This is a genomic window from Enterococcus hermanniensis, assembly GCF_001885945.1.
GTDB classification, from domain to species: domain Bacteria; phylum Bacillota; class Bacilli; order Lactobacillales; family Enterococcaceae; genus Enterococcus_A; species Enterococcus_A hermanniensis.
Map to the genome: position 1 here is coordinate 26,687 of NZ_JXKQ01000010.1, position 13,101 is coordinate 39,787.

Annotated in this window: 11 protein-coding genes; 9 read left to right on the top strand and 2 right to left on the bottom strand. The window is 36.7% G+C overall.

Translation table 11 applies throughout. The features are described 5' to 3' along the window. The 9 genes from gyrA to RV04_RS10530 all read left to right on the top strand — a co-directional run bounded on the left by gyrA (position 1) and on the right by RV04_RS10530 (position 10,277). Positions 1 to 2,502, top strand: coding sequence for a DNA gyrase subunit A (gene gyrA, locus RV04_RS10490; protein WP_071858464.1), 2,502 nt, complete (start codon positions 1 to 3; stop codon positions 2,500 to 2,502). 188 nt (positions 2,503 to 2,690) lie between these two features. After that, positions 2,691 to 2,993 carry a 30S ribosomal protein S6 gene (gene rpsF / locus RV04_RS10495; RefSeq protein WP_071858420.1) on the top strand — a complete coding sequence of 101 codons (303 nt, stop codon included), beginning with the start codon at positions 2,691 to 2,693 and terminating at the stop codon, positions 2,991 to 2,993. 44 nt (positions 2,994 to 3,037) lie between these two features. After that, positions 3,038 to 3,547, top strand: a complete 510-nt coding sequence (gene ssb, locus RV04_RS10500) for a single-stranded DNA-binding protein (protein WP_071858421.1) — start codon at positions 3,038 to 3,040, stop codon at positions 3,545 to 3,547. A gap of 23 nt (positions 3,548 to 3,570) precedes the next feature. After that, complete coding sequence (gene rpsR, locus RV04_RS10505; protein ID WP_010742563.1) at positions 3,571 to 3,804, top strand: 30S ribosomal protein S18; 234 nt, start codon at positions 3,571 to 3,573, stop codon at positions 3,802 to 3,804. A gap of 163 nt (positions 3,805 to 3,967) precedes the next feature. Next, entirely contained in the window at positions 3,968 to 5,932 is a 1,965-nt protein-coding gene (locus RV04_RS10510) for a DHH family phosphoesterase (protein ID WP_071858422.1), read from the top strand. Beyond that, positions 5,929 to 6,381, top strand: coding sequence for a 50S ribosomal protein L9 (gene rplI / locus RV04_RS10515; RefSeq protein WP_071858423.1), 453 nt, complete (start codon positions 5,929 to 5,931; stop codon positions 6,379 to 6,381). The genes RV04_RS10510 and rplI overlap by 4 nt, the downstream gene beginning before the upstream one ends. A 126-nt stretch (positions 6,382 to 6,507) precedes the next feature. After that, complete coding sequence (gene dnaB / locus RV04_RS10520; RefSeq protein WP_071858424.1) at positions 6,508 to 7,869, top strand: replicative DNA helicase; 1,362 nt, start codon at positions 6,508 to 6,510, stop codon at positions 7,867 to 7,869. Between the two features lie 174 nt (positions 7,870 to 8,043). After that, complete coding sequence (locus RV04_RS10525) at positions 8,044 to 9,336, top strand: adenylosuccinate synthase (protein ID WP_071858425.1); 1,293 nt, start codon at positions 8,044 to 8,046, stop codon at positions 9,334 to 9,336. A 74-nt stretch (positions 9,337 to 9,410) separates the two neighbouring features. Beyond that, complete coding sequence (locus RV04_RS10530; protein ID WP_071858426.1) at positions 9,411 to 10,277, top strand: DegV family protein; 867 nt, start codon at positions 9,411 to 9,413, stop codon at positions 10,275 to 10,277. A 38-nt stretch (positions 10,278 to 10,315) separates the two neighbouring features. On the opposite strand, the gene RV04_RS10535 is transcribed toward RV04_RS10530, so the two are convergent. Both RV04_RS10535 and RV04_RS10540 read right to left on the bottom strand, forming a co-directional pair. Beyond that, on the bottom strand, positions 10,316 to 11,206 hold the full coding sequence (locus RV04_RS10535; RefSeq protein WP_071858427.1) for a LysR family transcriptional regulator: 891 nt from the start codon (positions 11,204 to 11,206) through the stop codon (positions 10,316 to 10,318). 139 nt (positions 11,207 to 11,345) lie between these two features. Further along, the gene (locus RV04_RS10540; RefSeq protein WP_071858428.1) at positions 11,346 to 12,965 is read right to left on the bottom strand and encodes an ABC-F family ATP-binding cassette domain-containing protein; all 1,620 of its coding nucleotides are present in this window, start codon (positions 12,963 to 12,965) and stop codon (positions 11,346 to 11,348) included. Positions 12,966 to 13,101 lie beyond the last annotated feature (136 nt).

Genomic DNA, 13,101 nt, shown 5'->3' on the forward strand with positions numbered 1-13,101 from the left:
ATTTTGGAAGATCGAAGAGAAAATATACATGACGTCAATCTAAGCAGTGAAATGCGAGAATCCTTCATTGATTATGCAATGAGCGTTATTGTGGCACGGGCCTTACCTGACGTAAGAGATGGATTGAAACCTGTACACCGTCGTATTTTATATGGAATGAATGAATTAGGCGTCACCCCCGATAAACCACATAAAAAATCAGCCCGAATCGTTGGGGATGTTATGGGTAAATATCATCCACATGGTGATAGTGCAATCTACGAATCTATGGTACGGATGGCACAAAGTTTTAGCTACCGTAATATGTTGGTGGATGGTCATGGTAACTTTGGCTCTGTAGATGGTGATGGAGCTGCGGCGATGCGGTATACCGAAGCTCGTTTAAGCAAGATTGCAATGGAAATGTTGCGCGATATCAATAAAGATACTGTAGACTTCCATGGAAATTATGATGATAGTGAACGTGAACCTGATGTACTACCAGCTCGTTTTCCTAACCTATTAGTCAATGGTGCAACAGGTATTGCAGTTGGGATGGCAACAAATATCCCACCGCACAACTTGAGAGAAGTGATTGCCGGGATTGAATTATTAATGGAAAATCCTGAAGTAACAACACAAGAATTAATGGAAGTAATTCCGGGACCAGATTTTCCAACGGGTGGTCTAGTTATGGGGAAATCTGGGATTCGTAGAGCTTACGAAACCGGAAAAGGTTCAATCACAGTTCGGGCTAAAATTGAAATTGAAGAACAAAAAAATGGTAAAGAACGAATTATTGTAACTGAATTACCTTATATGGTAAATAAAGCAAAACTAATTGAACGTATCTCTGAATTACACCGCGATAAACGAGTGGAAGGTATTACAGATCTACGGGATGAATCTTCTCGTGAAGGTATGCGGATTGTTATTGAGGTTCGTCGAGATGTTAGTGCGTCAGTGATTTTAAATAATCTATACAAAATGACTTCTTTACAAACGTCATTTAGTTTTAATATGTTAGCAATCGAAAAAGGTGTTCCACGCATTCTTAATTTGAAACAAATTTTAGAAAATTATGTCGAACATCAAAAAATCGTTATTACTCGTCGAACAATTTTTGATAAGAAAAAAGCTGAAGCACGTGCTCATATTCTTGAAGGTTTGCGAATTGCTTTGGATCATATTGATGAAATTATTGCGACGATTCGTAGTTCTGCTTCTGATGATATTGCCAAAGCTACATTGATTGAGCGTTTTGAATTGTCAGATCGTCAAGCACAAGCTATCTTGGATATGCGTCTACGCCGTTTAACAGGCTTAGAGCGTGAGAAAATCGAAAATGAATACCAAGAGTTATTAAAAACGATTCGTGACTTAGAAGACATTTTAGCGCGTCCTGAGCGTGTAATAGAAATTATACTGACTGAATTAGCCGAAATTGCGGTTAAATTTGGTGATGATCGCCGTACAGAATTACTTGTCGGTGAAGTATTAAGTCTGGAAGATGAAGATTTAATTGAAGAAGAAGATGTTGTGATCACATTAACGAATAATGGCTATATCAAACGATTGGCTTCTACTGAATTTCGTTCACAACGTCGCGGTGGTCGTGGTGTTCAAGGAATGGGGATTCACAACGATGACTTCGTGAAGAATTTAGTATCATGTTCAACACATGATACACTATTGTTCTTTACTAACAGTGGTCGAGTTTACCGTGCAAAAGGCTATGAAATACCTGAATACGGTCGGACAGCTAAAGGAATACCGATTATCAACTTGTTGGGAATCGATTCGAGTGAGACTGTTCAAGCCGTAATCGCAGTAAATGGTCAGGCAGAAGATGGGCATTTCCTATTTTTTGTTACGAAGAAAGGTACTGTTAAAAGAACAACTGTTACAGCCTTTTCAAATATACGTGCCAATGGATTGATCGCGATTGGATTACGCGAAGGCGATGAACTAGTGAATGTTATGTCCACTGAGGGAGCTGAAACAATCATTATCGGCACACACGCTGGATATTCTGTAACCTTTAAAGAAGCAGCCGTTCGTGATATGGGCCGTACTGCTAGCGGTGTCCGCGGAATTCGTTTACGCGAGGAAGATTATGTGATCGGTTCAGCTGTTTTGAAAGAGGATCAAGAAGTATTGGTTATTACTGAAAAGGGCTACGGTAAACGAACGAAAGCCTCTGAATATCCAATCAAAGGACGTGGCGGTAAAGGTATTAAAACAGCTAACGTTAAAGAAAAAAATGGTCCGTTAGCTGGTTTATCTGCAGTTAACGGAGATGAAGATATCTTATTGATCACGGACAAAGGCGTTATCATTCGTTTTAATGTTGCTGGGGTTTCTCAAACGGGTCGAGCAACATTGGGAGTCCGTCTAATGAAGATGGAAGAGAATACGAAAGTAGTCACTATGGCAATCGTAGACAAAGAAGACGAAGAAGTTAATGCATTGGAAGAAACAATCGTAGTTGAAGAAACAAAAAATGAAACAGAATCAGAATAAAATAAAGTAATCAAAAAGAGTTGGGTATAATCTCAACTCTTTTTCGTAATTTAAGTAAAGAAACAGTTGATTTTTGAAAATCAATTCTGTATAATTGGTATTTGTGAGTAGTCTAGAAAAATTTTAGATCGCTCTCCTTGCTCTTAAGAAATTTAAGAGCCTTATAGTCCATAGGGAGGTGAAAATCAATGAGTCAAAATACGAAGTATGAAATCACATACATTATTCGTCCGAACATTGATGAAGAAGCAAAAACTGCTTTAGTAGAACGTTTCGATACAATTTTGAAAGATAATGGCGCTGAAATTATCGATTCAAAAGATTGGGAAAAACGCCGTTTCGCTTACGAAATGAACGGATTCCGTGAAGGCATCTACCATATCGTCAATGTAACTGCGCCAACAACAGCTAGTGCAGTTAACGAATTCGATCGTCTTGCAAAAATCAATGACGGTATTATCCGTCACATGATCGTTAAGATTGAAGAATAATTGTTTCACGTGAAACAATTGACGAGAAAGGAGCTGGCTTTACTTTGATTAATAATGTTGTATTAGTTGGTCGTTTAACAAAGGATCCTGATTTACGTTATACAGCAAATGGTACAGGAGTAGCGACGTTTACATTAGCGGTGAATCGTAATTTTACGAATCAAAGTGGTAATCGTGAAGCAGACTTTATCAATTGTGTGATTTGGCGGAAATCGGCAGAAACTTTAGCAAATTATGCGCGCAAGGGAACTCTTTTAGGTGTAACTGGCCGTATCCAAACCAGAAATTATGAAAATCAGCAAGGGCAACGTGTCTATGTGACAGAAGTTGTTGCTGAAAACTTCCAGTTATTGGAATCTCGTTCTGCAAACGAACAACGTCAACAGAACCCAAGTTCTAATGATGACAGTTTCCAAAGCGGAGGAAATAATTTTAACAACAATTATAATCAATCCTCTCAGTCAGCTAAGAACACTATGCCTGACTTCGATCGAGATTCAGATCCATTTAGTGGGTCCTCAATCGACATTTCAGATGATGATTTACCATTCTAACAATTGAATAGGAGGGAAACGGAATGGCACAACAAAGAAGAGGTCGCAAACGTCGTAAAGTAGACTATATTGCTGCTAATCATATCGAATACATCGATTATAAAGATATTGAATTATTAAAACGTTTCATCAGCGAACGTGGTAAAATTTTACCTCGTCGTGTAACTGGAACAAGCGCTAAAAACCAACGTAAATTAACGATCGCTATTAAACGCGCTCGTATCATGGGCTTACTAGCATTTGTTTCTGAAGAGTAAAATATAAGTAAAAAAAGACTTCATTTTATGAAGTCTTTTTTTTGTTTCACGTGAAACTTTTGAAAAGTCGCTTACAAAAGGAGATTGTGATAGAATTAATCTGTTAACCAATGTATTCTTTTTTATATACACTGTTTTATAAAAATGAGTGAGGAGGTTTTAAATGGAAAAGACTTCATGGATAAAGTGGTCAGCATTTTTTGTAGGATTATTGATCATTCAAATAGTTGCAATCTTTTTTTTATCAGCCAATTATTTAACTGCTGGAATTGTTATATTAATTGATTTGATATTATGGATATATGTCGTAATTTTGCGGAAACATATCGAGTTAAATAATCAACAAAGGATTCAGTATGCATCACGAAGAGCGCAAGAAGCACTTGAATATGTATCTAATGATATGCCTGTTGGAATTATTGCATGGGATGAAAATCATTTGTTTACTTGGATGAATCCTGCTATAAGTAAAAAAATCCAAGATTTGTCTGAAGCTGACCAACAAGACATGATAAATGAATTACTTCAGCGTGCTGAAAAGGGAAAAACAGTCTATAAAATTGATAGTATTCTTTATCATTTTGAAATAGATATAGAGAAAAAAATTGTCTATTTAATTGATGTGACAAAAGAGTATGCTTTAGAAAATAGAGAGAAGCAGCAACAAGCAGTAGTGGGAATTCTTTCCGTAGACAACTACGATGATGTCATCGATCGTCGGGACGACAAGGAAGTTTCGAATCTGAATTCATTTATTACAACAATTATTTCTGATTGGATGGATTCGTATCAAATATTTTATAAGCGAGTGAATGCCGAACGATTTTATATCTTTGCTCGGTATAATGACTTAGAGAAAATGATTGAAAATAATTTTGATCTTTTAGAACATATTCGAGCTTCAGCTGAAAAACAAGGTATGTTAATCACGATTAGTATGGGTATTAGCTATGGTGATGAATCATTAGAAAAAATCGGGGATGAAGCACAAAATAATTTGGATATTGCATTAGTTCGTGGTGGAGATCAGGTTGTTGTAAAAAATGCTGCGAAAGATCAAAAACCAATTTTTTATGGTGGAAATTCCGCTAGCGCTGCTAAACGAACCCGTGTCCGATCACGGGCAATGTCCACAGCATTAAAAAATGTATTTAATCAAACCGGAAACGTCTATGTGATGGGCCATCGCTTTCCTGATATGGATGCTATTGGTTCTGCTTTCGGAGTCGCATGTCTTGCGCGTTACTATGATAAAAATGTTCAAGTGGTGATTAATGAAAACGAAACAATTCCTGATGTAGATCGCTGTTTAGCTGAAATTCATGAAAATAGCGAGTTAGAGAATTTAGTAATTTCACCTGATGTGGCTAAGAAACAGCGTAAAGCGGGCGACTTATTAGTAATGGTAGATTATCATCGACCATCATTATCAATTGATCAAGAATTATATGAACAATTTGAAAATATTGTTATTATTGATCACCATCGTAGAGGAGAAGAGTTTCCTGAGCAATCATTACTAACATATATCGAATCTTCCGCATCTTCGACTTCAGAGCTAGTGACAGAATTGATTCAATTTAAGAGCAGCGAAGGGCGGCAGATGAGTAAAATGGAAGCGACTCTTTTGTTAGCTGGTATTACGGTAGATACTAAAAATTTTGCTGTTCGAACGACTGCACGTACATTTGATGTCGCTAGTTATTTAAAAACTTGTGGTGCAGATGCTTCTTTAGTACAATATTTACTAAGTACAGATATTCAATCTTACTTAGAAATCAGTAAGTTAATAGGGGCTAGTGATTACGTTAGAGATGATATCGTTGTTACTACAGGAACAGATGACCAAGGATATGATAGTGTAACCGCAGCTAAAACAGCAGATACATTATTATCTATGGTTGATATAAACGCAGCATTCGTCATTATTAAAAGAACAGATGGAGTTATTGCGATCAGTGCAAGAAGTTCTGGGACGATAAATGTCCAAATAGTGATGGAAGCATTAGGCGGTGGAGGACATTTTACGAATGCAGCCACACAGCTTAAAGATAGTACTATCGCAGAAGCAAAAGAACAATTATTGTGTGCGATTAATAAACAGTTAACGGAGGGGACAGAAGAATGAAAGTAATTTTCTTACAAGATGTCAAAGGTAAAGGTAAAAAGGGAGATGTCAAAGAAGTCCCAACAGGATATGCACAAAACTTTTTACTAAAAAATAATTTAGCAAAAGAAGCTACTAGAAGTAGTATCTCTGAATTAAGTGGACAAAAAAAAGCTCAAGACAAAAAAGCAGCAGAGGTTTTAGCAGAAGCCAAAGAGCTAGCCGCATTCTTGGCAAAAGAAGATACAGTAGTTGAAATCAAAGCTAAAGGCGGCGAAGATGGTCGGTTATTCGGTTCGATCCCTTCAAAACAAATCGCAGAAGGCTTGAAAAAACAATATGATTTAAAAATTGATAAACGTAAAATTGAATTGGAAAATCCGATTCGGACATTAGGCTATACAAAAGTTCCGGTCAAACTTCATAGTGAAGTAGAAGGAATAATCAATGTACACGTGGTTGAAGAATAATTAATCTGATAAATAAAAGAGTATGAGCGTTTTTTGAGATTTCAACTAACACTCATGCTCTTATTTTTATTGTATTTATCAGATAGATTTTGTAAAATAGATGGACGAAGAGGAGCGTAAATAGACATGAGCGAAATGTTACAAGATCGTGTGCCACCTCAAAGCGTCGAAGCGGAACAAGCTACATTGGGTTCCATTTTTTTAGATACAGATGCTTTGATCACGGCCATGGAATACATAGTTCCAGAGGACTTTTATCGTCGTGGACATCAATTAATTTTTCGAGGCATGATTCAGCTAAATGATCGAAATGAAGCTATCGATGTGGTAACGATCAAGGAGTTATTAGAACAACAGAACCAATTAGAAGACGCTGGTGGATTAAGTTATTTATCAGAATTAGCTCTAAGTGTTCCTACAGCAGCGAATGTAGGATACTACGCTAAAATTGTTGAAGAAAAATCATTATTGCGAAATCTTATTCAAACAGCAACCAACATTGTAACGCAAGGTTTTGAGCAAGGAGACGACGTTCAGACGATTTTAGACACTGCTGAGCGTAATATTATGGAAGTCTCTGAACGGCGTAATAAGAGTGGTTTTTTGACGATCAGCGAAGTGTTGAATACAGCGATTGAAAATATTGATCAACTTGCGCGAAACGATGAAGAAATTACAGGTTTACCTACCGGGTATGCCGCATTAGATAAAATGACTGCGGGGCTGCAATCGGAGGAATTGATTATTTTAGCAGCTCGTCCCGCGGTCGGTAAGACAGCTTTTGCTTTAAATATCGCCCAAAATGTCGGAACTAAAACAGATAAATCCGTTGCGATCTTTAGTTTAGAAATGGGTGCAGAGTCGTTAGTAAATCGAATGCTTTGTGCAGAAGGTTCTATAGAAGCTAGTCATTTACGAACAGGTCAGTTGTCTGAAGAAGAATGGCAAAACTTGATTGTAGCGATGGGTAGCTTATCTCGTTCAAATATCTATATCGATGATACACCAGGAATAAAAATTTCTGAGATTCGAGCAAAATGCCATAAACTTGCAAAAGAAAAAGGCAATCTAGGTTTGATCCTGATTGATTACTTACAATTGATCGAAGGTACTGGACGAGAAAACCGTCAACAAGAAGTTTCTGAGATATCTCGTCAATTAAAAAAATTGGCAAAAGAATTAAAGGTCCCAATCATTGCTTTGTCACAACTTTCTCGTGGTGTTGAGCAACGACAAGACAAACGACCAGTTTTAAGTGATATTCGAGAATCGGGTTCTATTGAACAGGATGCAGATATCGTCGCTTTCTTGTATCGTGATGATTATTATGAACGTGAAGGAGAAGAAGAGGAAGATTCTTCTGCTAATCGGAACGTGATCGAAGTTATCATTGAAAAGAATCGGAGTGGAGCTCGTGGAACAGTAGAGCTACTTTTCATCAAAGAATACAATAAGTTTTCTTCCTTATCTCCTAGAGAAGAATTTTAGCGCAAGGTTAATCCTAGCGCTTTTTTTCTATGCAAATATAGATTTATAAAAATAATGTTCGTGATTTGCCTATCAAAACTCTTTTTTAAAATTTAATATTCGAATTTAAGTTGAAAGATGTCAGTATTCTTGATACAATAGTTCAGGATTAAAAAAATTAAATGAGGTGTTCAGATGTCATCTGTAGTAGTTGTAGGAACGCAGTGGGGCGATGAAGGTAAAGGGAAAATCACAGATTTTTTAAGTGAGAATGCAGAAGTTATTGCTCGTTACCAAGGTGGAGATAACGCAGGTCATACAATCAAGTTTGACAATGAAACATATAAATTACATTTGATTCCTTCAGGGATCTTTTATAAAGAAAAAACAAGCGTCATCGGTAATGGAGTCGTAGTCAATCCTAAATCATTAGTAACCGAGTTAGCTTATTTACATGAGCGAGGAGTCGCAACAGATAATTTACGTATTTCTGATCGTGCACATGTCATTTTGCCGTATCATATCAAATTGGATCAATTACAGGAAGATGCAAAAGGTGAAAATAAAATCGGTACAACGATCAAAGGTATTGGACCGGCATACATGGATAAAGCGGCTCGTGTTGGGATTCGAATTGCTGATTTATTAGATAAAGAAATTTTTGAAGAACGCTTGAAAATTAATCTAGAAGAAAAAAATCGCCAATTTGTCAAAATGTTTGATGATGAAGCGATTGATTTTGCTGATATTTTTGAAGAATATTATGAATATGGTCAACAAATCAAGAAGTATGTAACGGATACTTCTGTTATCTTAAATGATGCACTGGATGAAGGGAAACGAGTACTTTTTGAAGGCGCACAAGGTGTAATGTTAGATATCGACCAAGGAACCTATCCATTTGTTACATCATCAAATCCAGTTGCTGGAGGTGTAACTATCGGGAGTGGGGTAGGTCCATCAAAAATTGACAAAGTTGTAGGTGTTTGTAAAGCTTATACCTCTCGTGTTGGTGATGGCCCGTTTCCAACAGAATTATCTGATGCAGTCGGCGATCAAATTCGTGAAGTCGGTCGTGAATATGGGACAACAACAGGACGTCCGCGACGCGTTGGCTGGTTTGATACAGTTGTAATGCGTCATTCAAAACGTGTCTCTGGAATCACAAACCTATCTTTGAATTCGATTGACGTATTAAGTGGTTTAGAAACGGTTAAAATTTGTACAGCTTACGAGCTAGATGGAGAATTGATTTATCATTATCCAGCAAGCTTAAAAGAATTAAATCGCTGCAAACCTGTATATGAAGAACTTCCTGGTTGGAGTGAAGATATCACTGGTTGTCGTGATTTGGCTGATCTGCCTGAAAATGCTCGTAATTATGTTCGTCGTATTTCTGAACTAGTCGGTGTACGAATTTCTACTTTCTCTGTAGGACCAGATCGTAATCAAACGAATATTATGGAAAGTGTTTGGGCACAAATTTAACATATCGTGAGACAAGCACCTAATAATTTAGTAAAATAGATATACTATGACGTGGGTGTTTGGAGGATATCAATATGTATCAAATTCTGACAGATTCTTGTTGTGATGTACCTTATACATTACTAGAAGAAAATAATGTCGATTTTATTTCGATGTATGTTACCATCGAAGGTAATGAGATCGCAGATGATTTAGGTCGAAATTTTAAAATTGATGATTTTTATCAAAAAATTAAAGAGGGCGCAATGCCGACGACTTCACAAGTCAATGTAGGACGTTATGTGGAATTTTTCCGTAGTTATGCGGAAAAGAATGTTCCCATTTTGTATATTTGTTTTTCATCAGGTATGAGTGGCTCGTATCAAAGTGCACTACAAGCTGTTGAGATTTTAAAAGAAGATTTACCAGATGCCGAAGTATATATTGTTGATTCTTTAGCAGCTAGTGGTGGCGAAGGATTAATGGTTTATGAGGCTGCTCAGAAACAGCAAGCAGGAATGTCTCTGAAGGATTTATATAACTGGTTAGAAGAAAATAAGTTAACCTATCATCATTGGGTGACTGTAGATGATTTACATCATCTACAACGAGGTGGACGTATCTCTAGAACGAGCGCAGCGATTGGTGGATTAATGAATATCAAACCAATCATTACCGTAGATGTAGCAGGTAAATTACAAAATGTTGAAAAGATTCGTGGACGTAAAAAGGCATTGCAGCTAGTAGCTGATAAGATCAGTGCAGCTACAACAGATCCTGAAAATCAAACGATTTTTATTACAACGAGTGCAGACCAGACGGGTGCTGAAGAAGTAAAACGTCATTTGGAAGAAAGCATCCATCCGAAGGAAATCAAAATCTTTCCATTAGGAACGACGATTTCTAGCCATACTGGTTTAGGATGTATCGCTGTATTTACCCGAGGAAATAAAAGAACTTAATTAAAAAACGAGGAAATCTATTCAGATTTCCTCGTTTTTTAATTTTTTTGTTGGCTAAATTCGCGAATCAGCTCAATGAGTTGGCCACGAACAACTGTATCTAAAACTTGTTCTCTCTGGACTAATGAAATCATAAAGGTTGGTTGAGGTTGATCGATGATAGGAATAGTGACTAGATTATCTTCTGAAGATACTGCTAGTTCTGCTAAGAATCCGATGCCTATTTTTTCTCGGATCATACCTTTTAAAATATTCAAATTATTATTTTGATAAATGATCTGTGGTTCAAAGTGGGCTTGCTGGGTCATCATTTTAAAGGCTGCTGGATGAACATAATGCTCATTTAACAAGACAAAAAGTTCCTCTTTAAGCTCAGAGAAGGCGAGTTCTTTACGCTTTGCCAAGTGGTGTTCGGGACTCACTACGATCACAAAGTTTTTTTCTACAAGTAATTCGCTCGTTAATTCGTCATCATGAATGGGTTCAATTGTCCCCAATAATGCTAAATCGATTTTACTATGTCGCAAAAGGCGGTAAAGATCATGTGAACCTCCATCTACTAGGTGAATATGACGCATGAGGTTATTTTGAAAAAGATAGGAAGACAATTTAGGAAAATAAAAATTTCCAATAATCGGAGGTAATCCAAAATCTAATGTTTCATCCTTTAAACGATCAATCTCAGTTACCGCGACTGCCAGTTCTTTTAGGATATTAGAAATATGGCGAGATAATACTAGTCCTGATTGCGTAATGACTAATTGTTTATGCGACTGGTCGCGATAAACAAGTTCTGTTCCAAGTTCCTCTTCTAGTCGTTTGACGGCATAAGTAATGGTGGGTTGGCTAACACGAAAAGCGTTTGCTACTTTAGTAAAACTCTTTTCACGTACTAAGCGTTGAAAATATTCTAAGTCTTTAAACTTCATTTTGAGCTCCTTTGTTCCTTTCAAATTATCATATAAATAAAATTTATGCTAATAAACTCAACTCAGGATGAGAATAGTACAGCAGTAGTACAGATATGCAAAAATAAAAAACTGCGCGAAAGACTCGCACAGTTTTTTATTAATATAGAGTACTCATTTGTTTTTGTACTTCTGGATTTTCTAAAAATTCATCGTAAGTTGTTTCTGCACGGTCAACTACACCATTACTTGAAACTGCGATGATACGATTAGCAATCGTTTGGATGAATTGGTGGTCATGAGAGGCGAAAAGGATTGAACCTTTATAAGCAATCAGACCTTCATTCAATGCCGAAATCGATTCTAAATCTAGATGATTGGTTGGATCATCTAAGACTAAAACATTAGATTTAGAAAGCATCAATTTAGATAACATGCAGCGAACTTTTTCTCCACCAGATAAAACATTGACAGATTTCATTACTTCATCGCCTGAGAACAACATACGTCCTAAGAAACTACGTAAGAAGGTATTGTCATCTTCTTCTTTACTTGCATATTGACGTAACCAATCAAGAATTGGCATTGAACTATCAAATTCTTTTGTTGTATCTTTCGGCAAGTATGCTTGGCTAGTTGTAACACCCCAGCGGACAGTACCTGTATCAGGCTTTAAATCACCCATGATTACTTTAAATAGAGTTGTTGTTACTAAGTCGTTTTCAGCAACAAAAGCAACTTTATCATCGCGATTTAAAGTGAAAGAAATATTATCTAAAACTTTTTTACCGTCGATCGTCACACTAACACTATCGACTTGTAGCAAGTCATTTCCGATTTCACGTTCAGGTTTGAATTGAACGAAAGGATATCGACGTGAAGAGGGCTGAATGTCGTCTAGAGTAATTTTATCCAACATTTTTTTCCGCGAGGTTGCTTGTTTTGATTTCGATGCGTTAGCACTAAAACGCGCGATAAACTCTTGCAATTCTTTGATTTGCTCTTCTTTTTTAGTATTTTGTTGTGATTGTAATTTAGTAGCTAATTGACTAGATTCTAACCAGAAATCATAGTTACCAACATATAATTTGATTTTTCCAAAATCTAAATCAGCCATATGGGTACAAACCTTATTCAAGAAATGTCGGTCATGGGATACAACAATCACGGTATTATTGAAATTGATCAAAAATTCTTCTAACCAGTTGATTGATTGGATATCTAATCCATTGGTTGGTTCGTCTAGTAGCAGAACATCTGGTTTACCAAAAAGTGATTGTGCTAACAACACTTTTACTTTTTGCCCAGCAGTCAATTCGCTCATTTTTTGTTGATGCAACTCTTCCGAAATATTTAACCCTTGAAGCAAAACAGCTGCTTCTGGTTCGGCTTCCCAGCCATCAAGTTCAGCAAATTCACCTTCTAATTCAGCTGCTCGAATTCCATCTTCATCAGAAAAATCTTCTTTCATATAGATAGCATCTTTTTCTTGCATCACTTCGTATAAGCGTTCATGTCCCATAATGACTGTTTCAAGAACAGTATATTCTTCAAAGTCAAAATGATTTTGTTTTAAAACAGCCATTCGTTCGTTCGGGCCTAAAGTAACTGAGCCAGTAGAAGGCTGGATATCGCCCGCTAAGATCTTAAGAAACGTTGATTTTCCGGCGCCATTTGCACCAATCAACCCATAACAATTGCCGGGAGTGAATTTAATATTTACGTCATCAAATAATTTACGGTCAGGAAACTGTAAACTAACGTCACTTACTGTAATCAATGATTTTCCTCACTTTATCAGTATTGGCACAAGGCCTCTTTGCATTATATCGGGGAACATCTTAAGTTTCAAGCATCCTTAAGAATTTACTTGGGATTTAAAATAGGATAAACTTAAGTGCGAAGGGATGTGTCAG

What these genes read in the sequence shown, in the direction of transcription:
- rpsF (WP_071858420.1), top strand. Translation starts at nt 2,691, where the DNA reads ATGAGTCAAAATACGAAGTATGAAATCACATACATTATTCGTCCGAAC.
- rpsR (WP_010742563.1), top strand. Translation starts at nt 3,571, where the DNA reads ATGGCACAACAAAGAAGAGGTCGCAAACGTCGTAAAGTAGACTATATT.
- RV04_RS10510 (WP_071858422.1), top strand. Translation starts at nt 3,968, where the DNA reads ATGGAAAAGACTTCATGGATAAAGTGGTCAGCATTTTTTGTAGGATTA.
- rplI (WP_071858423.1), top strand. Translation starts at nt 5,929, where the DNA reads ATGAAAGTAATTTTCTTACAAGATGTCAAAGGTAAAGGTAAAAAGGGA.
- dnaB (WP_071858424.1), top strand. Translation starts at nt 6,508, where the DNA reads ATGAGCGAAATGTTACAAGATCGTGTGCCACCTCAAAGCGTCGAAGCG.
- RV04_RS10525 (WP_071858425.1), top strand. Translation starts at nt 8,044, where the DNA reads ATGTCATCTGTAGTAGTTGTAGGAACGCAGTGGGGCGATGAAGGTAAA.
- RV04_RS10530 (WP_071858426.1), top strand. Translation starts at nt 9,411, where the DNA reads ATGTATCAAATTCTGACAGATTCTTGTTGTGATGTACCTTATACATTA.
- RV04_RS10535 (WP_071858427.1), bottom strand. Translation starts at nt 11,206, where the DNA reads ATGAAGTTTAAAGACTTAGAATATTTTCAACGCTTAGTACGTGAAAAG.